The organism is Bacillus sp. z60-11, from assembly GCF_046464135.1.
Taxonomy (GTDB): domain Bacteria; phylum Bacillota; class Bacilli; order Bacillales; family Bacillaceae; genus Bacillus; species Bacillus sonorensis_A.
The window spans coordinates 217,582-232,455 of sequence record NZ_JBIYSN010000004.1 but is presented as its reverse complement, the minus strand read 5'-3'; the positions used below and the strand labels follow the sequence as shown (position 1 = coordinate 232,455).

At 45.4% G+C, this 14,874-nt stretch carries 15 protein-coding genes; 4 read left to right on the top strand and 11 right to left on the bottom strand.

Going from position 1 to position 14,874, the window contains the following annotated elements; genetic code table 11:
* The first annotated feature begins 133 nt into the window (after positions 1-133).
* On the top strand, positions 134-961 hold the full coding sequence (locus ACINLD_RS13500; protein WP_277692877.1) for a transporter substrate-binding domain-containing protein: 828 nt from the start codon (positions 134-136) through the stop codon (positions 959-961).
* 11 nt (positions 962-972) lie between these two features.
* On the top strand, positions 973-1,656 hold the full coding sequence (locus tag ACINLD_RS13495; protein ID WP_026585831.1) for an amino acid ABC transporter permease: 684 nt from the start codon (positions 973-975) through the stop codon (positions 1,654-1,656).
* Positions 1,657-1,899: 243 nt separating this feature from the next.
* On the opposite strand, the gene ACINLD_RS13490 is transcribed toward ACINLD_RS13495, so the two are convergent.
* The 3 genes from ACINLD_RS13490 to ACINLD_RS13480 all read right to left on the bottom strand — a co-directional run bounded on the left by ACINLD_RS13490 (position 1,900) and on the right by ACINLD_RS13480 (position 3,709).
* Entirely contained in the window at positions 1,900-2,241 is a 342-nt protein-coding gene (locus ACINLD_RS13490; protein ID WP_409444830.1) for a DUF3147 family protein, read from the bottom strand.
* Entirely contained in the window at positions 2,232-2,654 is a 423-nt protein-coding gene (locus ACINLD_RS13485; protein WP_409444829.1) for a MarR family winged helix-turn-helix transcriptional regulator, read from the bottom strand. Before ACINLD_RS13485 ends, ACINLD_RS13490 begins: the two co-directional genes overlap by 10 nt.
* A gap of 98 nt (positions 2,655-2,752) precedes the next feature.
* Positions 2,753-3,709 (bottom strand): acetylxylan esterase, encoded by a 957-nt coding sequence (locus ACINLD_RS13480; protein ID WP_026585828.1) that lies wholly within the window; start codon positions 3,707-3,709, stop codon positions 2,753-2,755.
* A gap of 189 nt (positions 3,710-3,898) precedes the next feature.
* Between ACINLD_RS13480 and ACINLD_RS13475 the strand changes: the two genes are divergently transcribed.
* Positions 3,899-4,786: a permease gene (locus tag ACINLD_RS13475; protein ID WP_026585827.1), complete on the top strand. Its 888-nt coding sequence runs from the start codon at positions 3,899-3,901 to the stop codon at positions 4,784-4,786.
* Between the two features lie 4 nt (positions 4,787-4,790).
* Positions 4,791-5,633: a TIGR03943 family putative permease subunit gene (locus ACINLD_RS13470; protein ID WP_026585826.1), complete on the top strand. Its 843-nt coding sequence runs from the start codon at positions 4,791-4,793 to the stop codon at positions 5,631-5,633.
* A 43-nt stretch (positions 5,634-5,676) separates the two neighbouring features.
* On the opposite strand, the gene ACINLD_RS13465 is transcribed toward ACINLD_RS13470, so the two are convergent.
* From ACINLD_RS13465 to nadE, 8 genes are all read right to left on the bottom strand, one after another.
* A complete protein-coding gene (locus tag ACINLD_RS13465; protein WP_026585825.1) occupies positions 5,677-6,921 on the bottom strand; it encodes a PucR family transcriptional regulator in 1,245 nt (414 codons plus the stop codon).
* 166 nt (positions 6,922-7,087) lie between these two features.
* Positions 7,088-8,536 carry a sodium/proline symporter PutP gene (gene putP, locus ACINLD_RS13460; protein WP_026585824.1) on the bottom strand — a complete coding sequence of 483 codons (1,449 nt, stop codon included), beginning with the start codon at positions 8,534-8,536 and terminating at the stop codon, positions 7,088-7,090.
* 114 nt (positions 8,537-8,650) lie between these two features.
* Positions 8,651-10,201 (bottom strand): L-glutamate gamma-semialdehyde dehydrogenase, encoded by a 1,551-nt coding sequence (pruA, locus tag ACINLD_RS13455; protein WP_026585823.1) that lies wholly within the window; start codon positions 10,199-10,201, stop codon positions 8,651-8,653.
* A 23-nt stretch (positions 10,202-10,224) separates the two neighbouring features.
* Positions 10,225-11,136, bottom strand: coding sequence for a proline dehydrogenase family protein (locus tag ACINLD_RS13450; RefSeq protein WP_179115672.1), 912 nt, complete (start codon positions 11,134-11,136; stop codon positions 10,225-10,227).
* 381 nt (positions 11,137-11,517) lie between these two features.
* On the bottom strand, positions 11,518-12,288 hold the full coding sequence (locus ACINLD_RS13445) for a nucleotidyltransferase domain-containing protein (RefSeq protein WP_026585821.1): 771 nt from the start codon (positions 12,286-12,288) through the stop codon (positions 11,518-11,520).
* Between the two features lie 250 nt (positions 12,289-12,538).
* Entirely contained in the window at positions 12,539-13,168 is a 630-nt protein-coding gene (locus ACINLD_RS13440; protein ID WP_409444828.1) for a Vat family streptogramin A O-acetyltransferase, read from the bottom strand.
* A gap of 33 nt (positions 13,169-13,201) precedes the next feature.
* Positions 13,202-13,759 carry a shikimate kinase gene (locus ACINLD_RS13435; protein WP_026585819.1) on the bottom strand — a complete coding sequence of 186 codons (558 nt, stop codon included), beginning with the start codon at positions 13,757-13,759 and terminating at the stop codon, positions 13,202-13,204.
* A 270-nt stretch (positions 13,760-14,029) separates the two neighbouring features.
* Complete coding sequence (gene nadE / locus ACINLD_RS13430) at positions 14,030-14,848, bottom strand: ammonia-dependent NAD(+) synthetase (RefSeq protein WP_026585818.1); 819 nt, start codon at positions 14,846-14,848, stop codon at positions 14,030-14,032.
* Positions 14,849-14,874 lie beyond the last annotated feature (26 nt).

The window sequence follows — 14,874 nt, the reverse complement described above, 5'->3', positions numbered from 1 at the left end:
TCTCCCAATACAAAATAACTTATTGCCTCTTGCCGGCTTCAATGCTATCGTTTTCTTGACTAAAGGAATAGGAGGATTGTTTCAGGTGAAAAAATTACGTTTGTACAAGCCGTTCACTTTGCTGGTCACAGTGATGGCGTTTGCTATTATAACCGCTGCTTGCAGCACAGCTCAACATGAGGCTGAACAGGAAAAGACAGCCTGGGATGGAATCAAAGAAAAGGGAAAAATCGTTGTTGCGACTTCCGGAACCCTTTATCCCACTTCATATCATGACACGGATTCCGGCAAGGATAAACTGACGGGGTATGAAGTGGAAGTCGTGCGCGAAGCTGCGAAACGGCTCGATTTGGATGTCGAGTTTAAAGAGATGGGCTTTGACGGCATGCTGGCGGCGGTTGGCAGCGGCCAAGTCGACGCGGCAGCCAACGATATCACGATGACGGAAGACCGCAAGAAAAAATTCTTGTTCACAGCACCTTATAAATACTCTTATGGTACGGCAATCGTCCGCAAAAAAGATTTATCAGGCATTCATAGATTGGAAGACTTAAAAGGGAAAAAAGCCGCCGGCGCTGCCACGACCGTTTACATGGATATCGCCCGCCAATACGGGGCTGAAGAAGTGATCTATGATAATGCAACAAACGAACAATACTTAAAAGACGTGGCCAACGGCAGGACTGACGTCATTTTAAACGACTATTACTTACAGAAATTGGCGCTTGCCGCAATGCCTGACTTGGATTTGACGATTCATCCCGATCTTAAATATTATCCGCATCAGCAAGGGATGATCATCAAAAAAGGCAACAAAGAGCTTAAAAAACAATTCGACAAAGTCATCAAGGACATGCTGAAAGACGGTACAATCAAAAAGATTTCAAAACAATTCTTTGGTGATGCCGATGTTTCAAAAAAACCCGATCTCGACTATACTGACGTCGATGTAAACAAATAGAGGGATTCAAAATGGGCACGATTCAATGGGAGTATATTTTCAACGCAGAATTGGCTGCTAAATCATTCCCTTATGTGATCCAGGGCATATGGAATACGCTCTTGATTTCCTTTGTGAGCATGTTTGCCGGACTGGTTCTCGGCTTTTTCGTCGCGCTGGGCCGGATGTCTGGGCTCGCGCTGCTGCGGTGGCCGGCAAGGATCTACATTTCATTTATGAGAGGCGTTCCGATATTGGTCATTCTGTTTATGTTGTATTTCGGCTTTCCTTATGTAGGCATTCAATTCACTGCGCTGACCGCTGCCATCCTCGGCTTCAGCATCAACAGCGCCGCTTACATCGCCGAAATTATCCGTTCAGCCTTATCTTCGGTGGACAGAGGCCAGTGGGACGCTGCAAAATCGATCGGCTATTCCTACCCGCAGACGTTGCGGCACATCATTGTCCCCCAATCCGTCAGAATCGCTCTGCCGCCTCTGACGAACGTCATGCTTGACCTTATTAAAGCATCTTCTCTCGCCGCCATGATCACGGTGCCCGAATTATTTCAGCAGGCGAAAATCGTCGGCGGCCGGGAGTTCGACTATATGACGATGTATATATTGGCAGCCTTGATTTATTGGGGCATTTGCTCAGCCGTCGGTTTGCTTCAGGATTACTTGGAAAAACGCCATGCCGTATATGTAAGAAAATAGAAATAACAAACAAGGCCCTTAAAAGACCGATAACAACCTTTTAAGGGCTTTCACCTAAAATTAAACCTTAATACCGATCGCAATACATATCCTCAAGCTTGATAGAGCAACGGCCTTTTAAGCCGTCGGTCGGGAGTTCGAATCTCTGCCGGAACGTTCAGCATAAAAAAACTCAATTATTTATAGACCGCCAGCCGATCTGCCTGAACACATATTTACAGACGATCAAATCCCCCGCAACCCTCACCCGAAAACCGCACGAACCACAGCTTTTTGCAGCAGTAAGCAGACTCCCCATCCGCATATTCCAAACAGAAAAGACAGCACCATCGGAAATGACGCTTTTAAGCTGACAGCGACGATGAGAATGAGTACAGCTGTAGCGGGAAAGCCCCATAACACGCCTGCGGCAAATTGGCTTAACTGCTTGGCAGACTCCCCTTGGATGCTCAGCCAAAATAAGCTTAACAGACTGACAAGCGGAAGCGCGGCGATAATGCCTCCAAATTCGGGCGATTTTCTGGCAATTTCGGTTACAATTCCAATCAAAACGGCAGAAACGGCAATTTTGGTGATCAGAAACATGACTTGGCCTCCTGGCTTAACATAGAAAATGCTGTTTTCACCAATCCGATTTCCTCCTCATTCAAGTGCTGAAGGACCATTTGCAGTTTTTGCGGATCAAGGCGGGTGTGCCGCTTTACCGCGGCTTCGCCTTCTGCGGACAATGTGACATAAACTTTTCGTTCATCTTTATTGTCCCTCTTTTTAAGAACAAGCTTTTTTTGAATCAGCCGTTTCACATGCTCTGACGCGGTATTATGGGACACATCCAACAGTCTGGCCAATTCGCCGATTGTGACATATTGCTTTTTTTCGATATGTTGAAGCAATCGAACAGCCTGATGGGACAAGCTGTCGTCATGTGTATGGTGCAAATTGTAGTATATGTCTGTCCAATCTTGATTCATCGCTTCAATGAGTTCTTCCATATTCATCAAAACATCCCCTCTCTATTTTATATCTTATAATACGATATAATCTTTAATCAAGACATAAAAAAACATCCGGCTTTCTTGCCGGATGTTTTGTTCACTTATTTCAAATGCTCTTTCAAAAAGGCCAGCTTCTCCATGTGAAAAGCGGGGATGTATTCATGTCCAAAGTAACGGTACACTTTCAAGTCCTTATCCGTGTTTAAATGATTGTATGCCGCAAAGACGGTTGACGGCGGTGTGATCGTATCGACCAAACCGATCGACATCAGCACGGGGGCTTTTACCGATTCCGCAAGATTCATAATATCGAAATATGTCAGGGTGTTCATCGCTGTCTGTTCAACCTCAGGGCTGCTGTTTCTTCTGAAAAAGGAATTGATTTCAAGATATGGCTGGTCGATTGCTGTATCGATGGCTCTCTGAAAGTTGCTTAAATACGGATATTCAGAAACGGCTGCTTTTGGAATATCGGACAGTGCGGAAACCGCGATGGCCAGTCCGCCGCCCTGGCTTGCGCCGATCACGCCGATTCGCTTTTCATCGACTTCGGCAAATCCGCTGACGACCTCGACCGCTCTTACGGCGTCAAGGTAAACACCTCTATAATAATATGTTTTCGGATCAAGAATCCCTTTTGTCATCCAGCCCGGCACATGTCCGTGAGGGGATACGCTTGTATCTTCACTCATGTTCTGGCCGCGGACAAGCATGCCAAACGCCGCGTAGCCATGAAGGGCCCAATTGACAATGTCATGGACATTCCCGTCATAGCTGGCATTATAGCCGTGGTATTTGATGATGGCAGGATGAGGCCCCTTGCTGTCCGGAACGGCGTACCACCCTTTTATTCGCGCTCCCCCGATGCTCCGGTATGTAAGCCAATAGACTTTTACGCCATCAGCCGGATAATCGTGCGGTTCAAGCTGTGGTTCTGCTTTCTCCGAACCTAGTTCTGCGAGGGCATCCTTCCAGAAATCTTTAAAATCCTCCAAAGCCGTCCGTTCCGGTTTATATGTATATAGCTGCTCAAGCGGTAAATCGTATGGCTGCTGCATGCTCTCATCCCCTTTTGATTTCATTGTTAGAATATTTTTATCATACCATTCGCCATTAGAAATGTGGATTTTTTTCTGACCCGATATGGCGAGGTTTTGCTGTACGTGTCATCCGCTCTTTTCCCAAACCGATCCTCTTATGATATAATGCTAGTTTGACAAACTAAAATTGATTGCGGAGGTTTTTTTGTGGCTTCACAATCCTTTCTGCAGCTCAACTCTATCTTTATCAGTATCTTAATAGAGGCAATTCCATTCGTTTTAATCGGCGTTTTTATATCAGGATTGATTCAAATGTTTGTGACGGAGGAAATGATGGCGAAGATCATCCCGAAGAACCGGTTTCTCGCTGTGCTGTCCGGAACATTTGCCGGTGTCTTGTTTCCGGCTTGTGAATGCGGGATCGTGCCGATCGCCCGGCGTCTGCTTTTAAAAGGCGTTCCGTTGCATGCCGCTGTCGCCTTTATGCTGACGGCTCCGATCATTAACCCGATTGTCTTATTCTCAACGTTTATCGCCTTCGGAAACAAATGGGATGTCGTCTTCTACCGCGGCGGGCTTGCGATTGCGGTTTCTGTTATCGTCGGCGTGATCATCTCTTTTCAATTTAAAGGGACGCAACTGCTTGAAGGAGACCCGCACGGACATCACCACCATGGACATGCCCGGCCATCCTTTTGGAAAAAGCTTGGCGGGACGCTTCGCCATGCGGTCGATGAGTTTTTCTCAGTGGGGAAATACTTGATCATCGGCGCGTTCGTGGCAGCGGCCATGCAGACATATATTAAAACATCGACTCTGTTGGCCATCGGCCAAAATGATGTCTCATCTTCACTCGTCATGATGGGTCTATCGTTTGTTTTATCACTTTGTTCAGAGGTTGATGCCTTTATCGCGTCTTCTTTCAGCAGCACGTTTTCGCTCGGCTCCCTGATCGCTTTTCTCGTCTTCGGCGCAATGGTGGATATCAAAAACCTGCTGATGATGCTCGGCATCTTCAGAAAACGGTTCGTCTTTGTTTTAATCGCCTATATCGCTGTCATCGTCTTGGCCGGATCACTTTTGGTAAAGGGGTGAGATCATGTTTCGCACATTCATTTTAATGTTTTTTACGTTTTTCTTTTTTCATCTGCATGCGTCAGGGAATTTAACGAAGTATATCAATATGAAATACGCTTACCTTTCATATATAGCGATTTTTCTGCTGGCCATTCTGACAGTGGTTCAATTCTATATCTATGTGAAAGGAACGGATGAGAAAGAGTGCCATGACTGCGGGTGCGGACATGATCACGATCATGAGAAAGATAAACCTTTCCTGAAAAGAATGCTGATTTATTTCGTGTTTCTTTTCCCATTATGCACCGGGCTTTTTCTTCCGGCGGCAACACTCGATTCGAATATCGTCAAATCGAAAGGCTTTTCATTCAAAGCGATTGAACAGCCTGACAATTACGCCCAGACTCAGTATCTGCGCCCGGATACAAGCATCTATTACGGCCGGGACGGCTACGATGAGCTGATGGAAAAAGCGCTGAAGAAATATAAGGAAAAAAAACAGATTTCCTTAAAAGATGAAGATTATTTGAAGGGTATGGAAACCATCTATAACTATCCCGGAGAATTTCTTGATAAAACGATCGAGTTCAACGGTTTTGCTTTTAAAGGCGAATCGATCAACGACAAACAGCTCTTTGTCCTCCGCTTTGGTATCATTCATTGCATCGCGGATTCGGGCGTCTACGGTATGCTGGTCGAGTTTCCTAAGGAAATGAATATCAAAGACGACCAATGGCTTCATGTGAAAGGGACGCTGTCATCGGAATATTATCAGCCGTTCAAATCTGTGATTCCGGTTTTGAAAGTGACAGATTGGTCAAAAATCAAACAGCCAAAAGATCCGTATGTGTATAGAACCTATTAAAAAGCCGGTGCGTGGTGCACCGGCTTTTTTGCGGATTGCGGCTTTACGATTTATAGCCGGCTTTTTTCATGAGCATCAAATCGATGAACAATTGACACCTCGTGTTAAAATCATTCAAATCGATCGACGTCATATCCAGTATTTGTTTAATGCGGTAATTCAGCGTGTTTTGGTGGATAAACAGCTGTTCTGCGGACGGTTTGACTTTGCAGTTATTGACAAGGTAAATTTCAAGGGTTCGCAAAAATTCAGTGTGGCTTTCTTTATCCTTTTCTTTCAACAGCATCAGGTCGGAATTCACATATTGCAGATGATCGTTTTTGGCGGCGATTTGGTCAAGGTATCTGAAAAGCCCAAGCTTTTGGTATTCGTAAGGAATGTGTTCCTGGCTTCCCGTGATTTCCGCCGCTTTTGTGACCTGCAGGGCCTCCCGGTAGCTTTTTCCAAGCGACAGCATGCTGCTGTATTCATTGCCGACCCCGATGAAAATGAGGGGAAGCATTTGCGAGCGCAGGTGCGTCAAAAGCCGGTTGATCAGCTCAGAAGCCGCAGCTAGGGCTGAACGCTTGCGCGAGACGCTGCCGACAATGATGGCGATGTTGGAATGATCCTCTATAACATGGCTGATGTTGTCTTTTAAGTTTAAATACGATCTGATCGTCTCCTTCAAATCATCAAGCAGCTCATCCTCGCCGTCAACGACTTGCAGAACCATGACGGTAAACACGGAAGGCAAAACAACACCGGCTTTATCAGCCGCAGCTTTCAGTTCTTTCTCCGTTTGAAACTGGTCGTTTATCGCTCTTTTATAAAGCTCTTCCGCTTCTTCTTCCTTCTCTTGCTTGAGCCGCTTTTTCTTGTAAATGATTTTTCCGACGTGAAAGGAAGCCTGATATAAGAAATCAAGCTCTTCATCAGAGAGATCGTTTTCAATTTCCTGAATCCAAATATAACCCATGATTTCATCTTTATGCTTGGCGCTGACGACGACCCTCTGATTAAGGCCGATTTCCTCAATCTGTTTCACCCGAAAAGGAGTCGGAATGGTTTTCAATTGATCTATGATACCTTCTTCGACAAATTTTTCAAATATCGGAAGCGGACATTTTTTGGAGAAAATCGTTTGCTGGTTTGCTGCATCAAAATGGTTTATATAATAGGAGTTGTAGGCTAATAGGAAAAAATCCGCGCTTTCCAAAATGACCGGTTTTTTCAACTCATCGCTGATAAAATCAATGATCTCATTAATATTTGAAAGAGAAACAACTTGTTCTAATAGCTCTTCCATATCCTTTCTCCTACCCGTTTTTAACTTAATCATACTGCTCCTTTACAGTCTTGTATAGACTTATATCAGACTTTTTAAAAAATGGGCACGGCCCTTTCCAAATCGGGATAAAACCCCCTAAAAAGAGAGACGGAGAATGGCCTCAAGCCACCTCCATCATCATCCGTCAAATCGCTTTTTTATATTCATCAAACTCCTCAACCACCTGCTGATCCGGTTTAGCAGTCAGAAGGCTGACAACATAGACAAACAATAAGCTTGCGGCAAAGCCCGGAATGATTTCATATAGAAATCCGGAAAGTCCGGCTCTTGCCCAAATAATAACGGTCAGCGCACCTGCAACCATACCTGCAAGCGCTCCCCATTTCGTCATCCTCTTCCAGAATAGGCTCAGGAGAATCACAGGACCGAAAGAAGCGCCGAATCCCGCCCAAGCGTAGCTGACAAGCCCCAATATTGTATTGTTTTTTGTCCATGCCAGACACAGTCCGACAACCGATACGGCTAGCACAGAGAGGCGGCCGATAAAGACAAGTTCTTTGTCAGTGGCGGATCGTTTGAATAACGTCTTATACAAATCTTCTGTTAAAGAGCTTGAAGTGACAAGCAGCTGAGAGGATATCGTACTCATAACAGCGGCTAAAATAGCTGAAATCAAAAAGCCTGTGATCAGCGGATGAAACAGAATGTTGCCCAATTGAATAAAGATCGTTTCCGGGTCGTCCAAGTGAAGCCCTTTCTTCGAATAATACGCAAGTCCGATTAATCCGGTCAGCAATGCGCCGACACTGGAGAAAATCATCCATCCCATACCGATTCGACGCGCTTTTTTTGTTTCTTTTACAGAGGATATCGCCATAAATCGCACGATAATATGAGGCTGTCCAAAGTATCCGAGACCCCATGCAAATAAAGAAATAATGCCGAGGAAGCTCGTTCCTTTAAAAATATTGAGAAGGTTCGGGTCGATTGTACGGATTTCTGTAAAGGCTTCAGACGGTCCTCCTGTCTGAATAATCGTCACGATTGGCACAAGGATTAAGGCGATAAACATGATGATGCCTTGGACAAAGTCGGTCCAGCTGACCGCCAAAAACCCGCCAAAAAGCGTGTAAGCGACAACAACACCGGAAATAATCCAAAGGCCAGTATGGTATTCGAGATTGAACATGCTGTTAAACAGCACGCCGCCGGAGACCATGCCTGATGATACATAGAACGTAAAGAAGATAATAATAATGAGCCCTGAAAAAATTCGGAGAATCTTTGATTTGTCATGAAAGCGGTTTTCTAAAAATGCAGGAATTGTAATGGAATTACCCGCTACTTCAGTGTAGGACCTTAAACGAGGCGCCACAAAAATCCAGTTTGCCCATGCGCCGAGAACAAGCCCGATTACGATCCATGAACCGCTGAGGCCCGTGGCAAACATCGCTCCCGGAAGACCCATCAAGAGCCAGCCGCTCATGTCTGATGCGCCAGCGCTGAGCGCTGTAACAGCGGGGCCGAGCGTCCGTCCGCCAAGCATATAATCGGAAAGGTTTGATGTCCTTTTATACGCGTAATAACCAATATAAAGCATACCCACCATATAAATGACGATTGAAATAATCAATTGTGCGTTTTGAATAAGAATCCCCCCAAGATGCCGTTTTTTGTCTAAATTTTCAGATATTTCTATTTTGAAGGCAGCCTTAACGACTGCCTTCACCCCTTATTTTACCCCTTTTTAGAACATTTCGCTGATTGTTTTTGCCTGCATGTGGAGAGCCAGATAATCCGGTCCGCCCGCTTTTGAATCCGTACCTGACATTTTAAATCCGCCAAACGGATGGTAGCCGACAATCGCACCTGTACAGTTGCGGTTGAAATACAGATTTCCTACATGGAATTCTTGTTTTGCCCGGTTGATATGATCGCGGTTTTTCGTGATGACCGCTCCCGTCAATCCATATTCTGTATTGTTGGCCACTTCCAGCGCTTCATCAAAGCTGCTTACTTTTGAGAAGGCAACGACAGGACCGAAGATTTCTTCCTGCATCAAGCGCGCTTTTGGATCCAAGTCGGCAAAGATCGTCGGATCGATGAAATATCCTTTTGAATCATCACCTTTTCCTCCGCTGACCAGGCGGCCTTCCTGTTTGCCGATTTCGATATAATCCATGATCTTGTTGTAGGAAGCCTGATCGATGACAGGTCCCATATAAACGTCCGCGCTGTCAGGCTCTCCGACTTTCTTGGATTCTGTAATTTCGATAACACGCTTCAGCACTTCGTCATATACTTTTTCATGAACGACAGCGCGCGAACCCGCTGAACATTTTTGACCGGCAAATCCGAATGCGGATTGGAAAATGGATTGTGCAGCTAATTCAACATCACAGTCTTCATCAACGACAACCGTATCTTTTCCGCCCATTTCCGCGATGACTTGTTTTAAATGCGTCTGACCAGGCTGAACCTTCGCTGCACGCTCAAAAATGCGCGTTCCGACTTCTCTTGAGCCGGTGAACGTGATGATGCTTGTTTTCGGATGATCAACAAGGTAATCTCCGACTTCAGCGCCGCTTCCCGGAACAAAGTTGACGACACCTTTTGGCAGGCCGCTTTCTTCAAGCACTTCAACGAATCTTGCGGCAATAACTGGCGCTGCGCTCGCCGGCTTCAGAACAACCGTGTTTCCAGTTACGATCGGCGCCACTGTCGTTCCCGCCATAATGGCAAAAAGGAAGTTCCAAGGCGGAATCACAACCGTTACCCCAGTCGGTGTATATACATATTGATTTCGCTCGCCTTCACGGCTGTTGACAGGTTTTCCTTTCGCCAGCTCAATCATTTGACGTGCGTAATATTCCATAAAGTCAATCGCTTCCGCCGTATCCGCATCCGCTTCATTCCATGGTTTTCCCGCTTCTTTGACTAACAGCGCTGAAAATTCATGTTTCAGGCGGCGCACTTTTGCAGCCGCCCGGAATAAAACAGCCGCTCTTTCTTCAGGATCTGTATACCTCCATGTCTCAAACGCCGTTGCAGCCGCTTGGATGGCCTTTTCAGCATGATCCTGAGTCGCTTTTGATACGCTTCCCACAACTTCTTCTTTGTTTGCCGGGTTGATCGAAATGATTTTGTCTTCTGTTTCAAATCTTTCTCCATCGATAACAAGAGGATAGGACTGACCCAGCCATTCATTTTTTACCGTTTCCAGCGCTTTTTCAAATGCCGTCCGGTTTTCTTCGATCCCGAAATTTGTAAATGGTTCATGTTTGTAAGGTGTTGTCATTCTAATCTCCCCTTTTTATCGTTTTATTTCTTGGTCATGCCTTTAAATGCAAATGCAATATTTGCAGGCCGCTCGGCAAGCCGTCTCATGAAGTATCCGTACCAGTCGTCTCCGTAAGGAAGATACACGCGCATATTGTAGCCCTCTTTCACTAATTCGAGCTGTGTTTTGTTGCGCATGCCGTACAGCATTTGAAACTCGAAGCGGTCCTTGCCGATTTGATGCTCATTCGCGAGTTCTTTGGTGTAGTCAATCATCTTGTCATCATGAGTTGCGATGGCTGTGTAATGGCCGCTCAGAAGCTGCTTTTTGATAAGCTTTTTATAATTCTCATCCACGTCTTTTTTATCAGGAAACGCCACTTGCGGTGATTCCTTATAAGCTCCCTTCACAAGACGGAAAAACGGATCGTATTGATTTAATTCCTCCAAATCCTGTTCAGTCCGGTATAAATAAGCTTGGAGAACGGTGCTGACATACTCATACCGCTGTCTGAACTCCTTAAACAAGTCGAGCGTCTTTTGACAGCGGACTTCATCCTCCATGTCAATCGTTACCATTACCTGATGCTGCTCAGCACAGTCCAAAATGCTCGTCATATTGTCTCTGACAAGATCGAGATCAATATCGAGTCCCAGCGAAGTCATCTTTAAGGAAACGTGTGACTTCAGCTTTTCCTGTGCGATCAACTGTATGGCCCGAATACATTCCTGTGTGCGTTCTCTTGCGACTTCTCTGCTGTCGACAAACTCGCCTAAATGATCAACTGTAACAGTCAACCCTTGCTCATTAAGCTTTCTGATAATCGGAATCGAAGCTTCAAAATCCTTTCCTCCGATAATTTTTCCGGTCGCTACAGAACTCCCCCAATTTCTCGCCAGGCGATTCAGGATGCTGCTTTTAGATAAGAATAGAAAAAAGTCTCTTGTTATCACTTCCATTATCACACCCCGCCATCTCATGAAATTATCTTTATATTCTTCATTTTATAGGAGCTGAGGGTCGATTCACAATATTTCGAAAAAACAAAAAAGCTGACGATTTTTGTGTTTTTCCCACAATGTTTTACATGTGCTGGGATTTAATCAGAAACTTTATACCTAAAATTTTAAAAGGTATACGACAATAGAATCAGGAGAAAACTTTGGTAAAGAACAGGATGCTTATTCAGCTGTGCCGGTGATGATCTCCTCTTATACGGCTGTGCTTTCCTATTGAAGAAAAATAATTTTGAAAGCGTTTTCTGTTATATTGAACGATTTCCCCAAAAAGGCAAAGAAAAAACCCCTTTAAGAATACTTAAAGGGAATATCATGTTATGCCCACACCTCGTCTAGCGTTTCTCTGAACAGTCTGTCAAGCTCTGGCGTCAAATCTTCCCGGCCAGTTTTAAAGGCCTTCGCCGCCGGCTGCAGCCGCTCAAGTTCTTTTTCGATAAACTCGTGAAGCATGGGATTTTGAGGCTCAAGAGAAAACTCCTCCCCCTTCCTTTTCCTGTCAAGCAAATGATGGATTTCCGCTTTAAGCGGTCCGTCTTCAACAAGTTCCTCGAGCAACGTCTGAAATTCAATCGGAGGCACCGTCTGACGGCTTTCAATCCACTGGCAGGCCAGGATCGGGCGGAGAACATAGAAATATTTTTTGATTTTCACCTCTTCCCGCTGCAGGTAGTGGCGGAAATTCCCCGATGCCATGTTGAGATAATGATACATACATGAAGCTGGAGAAAAGGCGCGGTTCTTCAACTTTCTCATGTTTTCCGCCCAAGAATAGGCTTCATAATAGACGGTTCCTGAAGAAAGCCATTCGAGCAGCGGAGGGTTGGATTTCCGAAACAGCCTTAAAGCTTTCGTGACCTCCCAGCCGCTGATATCGAGCAGATCATCGATCGGCAGTTCAATCACATCACGCTTTGCATCAATCGATAGATACCAGTCTTTTTGGTGGACATAAATAAATCTGACATCGTAATCGCTGTCCTGTGAAGGAAAGCCCCATGCTCTGCTGCCTGATTCGACCGCATAGAGGATTTTGACGCCATATGTTGTTTCAATGTTTTTCAGCTCTTCTTGAATCTGTTGTTTCATCATCAATACACCGCCAGTCTACCGTTTCTATCATTAAGGATTTTACATATTTTTGTAATGATTGGAATAAAAGAGATTGCTGCTGCTTTTCTTGTTTACACGTCCTTTATCAAAAACAGCGGCGGCGGGGCGGAAAACGTGATACTCATCCCGGGCACATATACTGTATCAAAAGGACAAACAGTCAAACAAGCACACTAGGCAAATAACGAAAAAAGACAATCATCTGTCTGATCATTGTCTCTATGTTTCATCTGATGTGTTTTTTTAACGCTTCGATATTGCCATTGACAATGTCATCGATCCGTCTGTTGATCTGCTCGATGTCCCAATTCCACCACTGGATGTCCAGCCAGGCAGCGATGACATCATCGGAAAACCGTTTTTTAATTTGTTTAGCCGGGTTTCCGCCGATGATTGTATATGGAGGCACATCCTTTGTCACAACCGATTGAGCCGCAACGATCGCACCGTCGCCGATTGTCACGCCGGGCATGATGACCGCATCCATGCCGATCCATACATCATGGCCGATGACAGTATCCCCTTTAAACGGAAGTTCCTCCAATGCAGGCGTGTGCTTTTCCCACCCATGGCCGAAAATGTTAAAAGGATATGTCGAACCGTCCATACGGTGATTGGCTCCGTTCATGATGAATTGAACGCCTGGCGCAATTGAACAGAACTTTCCGATGATTAAACGGTCGCCAAGGATTTCATAATGGTACAGCACTTGTTCTTCAAACGACTCTCCGTGTTTTGCATCGTAATATGTATAATCTCCGACGATGATATTCTGCCTTGTGACCGTATTGTTAATAAACTGCACATGTTGATTGCCCGCTATCGGGCGGGCTTCTCTTGGATTCGGTCCATTCATCAAGTACACCCTTCAGCTTAATTAAACGTTTGTTTAAGGCTGAGAAAGCTCCCCGCCCTGCTTCAGCGCATCTGCAATGGAGTCGGCGACCTCTTCGGCGGAACGATTGTCGGTTTCAACTCTAAAGTGGTGATGGGCATAAATGCTTTTTCTTTCATTGAACAGCTGTTCCACCTGTTCAATTGAGCGGTTGTGAAGAATCGGCCTGTTTTCAAGCAGCAAATCGATCCGCTTCTTCCAGTTCTCCCATGTTAAATCAAGGAAAATGACGAAGCAGTGTTCAAGACACTTCTCCCTGATCTCCTCCTGCTGAAAAGAGCCGCCTCCAAGAGAAACGATTTTACCTTCTGTATGTTCACACATATGAACAATATATTCTTTTTCTGTCTTCCGAAAAAAGGCTTCCCCTTTTTGTGTGAACATTTCGGGAATGCTCATCTGAAAATCTCGTTCAATTTCTTGATCAATATCAACAAACTCGCGGGACAGTTTGTTGGCGACCAACTTGCCGATCGTCGTTTTGCCGACGCCCATAAATCCGATCAGTACGATGTTTTTTTCTCCCACATGGATGGATCTTTTGGTATTCATCTCTAGGCTTTACTCCCCCTTGTCTAAAGGAATCAACAATATCATTAGTATATGACAAATCCCGTTTTAATGATATAGAAGAAAAGGCTGTCGCACTCCATTCTTCTCCTTACAACGCTGATAACGAATCGACCACCGGAATAAATGCGGAGCAGCATCACTCATTTTAGTCACGGTGATGCTGAACTTAAAAAAGCTGGCGAATTGAACCTGCAAAGGCCCTCATCACCAGCTTTCACATCGTTAGGACACAGATATTTTCGTGCTTCTTTATTTCCACCAATCATCAAACATTGACGCAGGCACCTGGCGCTTATGCTCTGACGCGATGTAGCGTTTTTCAATCGCCTCGGCCACATCGCCGGAAACCGGTTTTCCTTCCAGGTAATCGTCAATATTCTGATATGTGAGGCCGAGCTCTGTTTCGTCGGCTTGCTGAGGTTTTTCATCCAGCAAATCGGCTGTCGGCGATTTCGTATAAAGCCGTTCAGGCGCGCCGAGCTCCTCAAGCAGGCTGCTGCCCTGGCGTTTCGTCAGCCCTGTCAGCGGCAAAAGATCCGCGCCTCCGTCTCCATACTTTGTGAAAAAGCCGGTAACAGCTTCCGCCGCATGGTCTGTTCCGATCACCAGCAATTGATGCTGGCCGCCGATCGCATACTGTGTAATCATCCGTACCCGCGCTTTGACATTGCCTTTATGAAAATCGGCAAGCGCTTCACCGGTAACAGCTTTAAACTGGGAAACAAAGGATTCGACCGTTGACGCAATATCAAACGCCAGCGACTTGTCCGGCTGAATAAACTTCAAGGCCAGCTGGGCGTCATCTTCGTCCTGTTGAACACCGTAAGGCAGGCGGACCGCAATAAATTCAGCCTGCACTCCTTCAGACCTCAGCTCTTCGACAGCCAGCTGGGCGAGTCGTCCTGCAAGCGATGAATCCTGCCCTCCGCTTATTCCGAGAACAAAGCCTTTAGCTCCGGTTTTTTTCAAATAGCTCTTTAAAAAGCCCACCCGTTTCTCAATCTCCTGTTTTGGATCAATAGAAGGCTTTACATTCAGTTCATTGATGATTTTTTCTTGCAAAGACATCCGTCATTCCTCCTTATGCGTGAATG

What these genes read in the sequence shown, in the direction of transcription:
- ACINLD_RS13485 (WP_409444829.1), bottom strand. Translation starts at nt 2,654, where the DNA reads ATGAATATGGAAGAACTCATTGAAGCGATGAATCAAGATTGGACAGAC.
- nadE (WP_026585818.1), bottom strand. Translation starts at nt 14,848, where the DNA reads ATGTCTTTGCAAGAAAAAATCATCAATGAACTGAATGTAAAGCCTTCT.
- pruA (WP_026585823.1), bottom strand. Translation starts at nt 10,201, where the DNA reads ATGACAACACCTTACAAACATGAACCATTTACAAATTTCGGGATCGAA.
- ACINLD_RS13495 (WP_026585831.1), top strand. Translation starts at nt 973, where the DNA reads ATGGGCACGATTCAATGGGAGTATATTTTCAACGCAGAATTGGCTGCT.
- ACINLD_RS13435 (WP_026585819.1), bottom strand. Translation starts at nt 13,759, where the DNA reads ATGAATACCAAAAGATCCATCCATGTGGGAGAAAAAAACATCGTACTG.
- ACINLD_RS13480 (WP_026585828.1), bottom strand. Translation starts at nt 3,709, where the DNA reads ATGCAGCAGCCATACGATTTACCGCTTGAGCAGCTATATACATATAAA.
- ACINLD_RS13470 (WP_026585826.1), top strand. Translation starts at nt 4,791, where the DNA reads ATGTTTCGCACATTCATTTTAATGTTTTTTACGTTTTTCTTTTTTCAT.
- ACINLD_RS13500 (WP_277692877.1), top strand. Translation starts at nt 134, where the DNA reads ATGGCGTTTGCTATTATAACCGCTGCTTGCAGCACAGCTCAACATGAG.
- ACINLD_RS13445 (WP_026585821.1), bottom strand. Translation starts at nt 12,288, where the DNA reads ATGAAACAACAGATTCAAGAAGAGCTGAAAAACATTGAAACAACATAT.
- ACINLD_RS13490 (WP_409444830.1), bottom strand. Translation starts at nt 2,241, where the DNA reads ATGTTTCTGATCACCAAAATTGCCGTTTCTGCCGTTTTGATTGGAATT.
- ACINLD_RS13440 (WP_409444828.1), bottom strand. Translation starts at nt 13,168, where the DNA reads ATGAATGGACCGAATCCAAGAGAAGCCCGCCCGATAGCGGGCAATCAA.
- ACINLD_RS13465 (WP_026585825.1), bottom strand. Translation starts at nt 6,921, where the DNA reads ATGGAAGAGCTATTAGAACAAGTTGTTTCTCTTTCAAATATTAATGAG.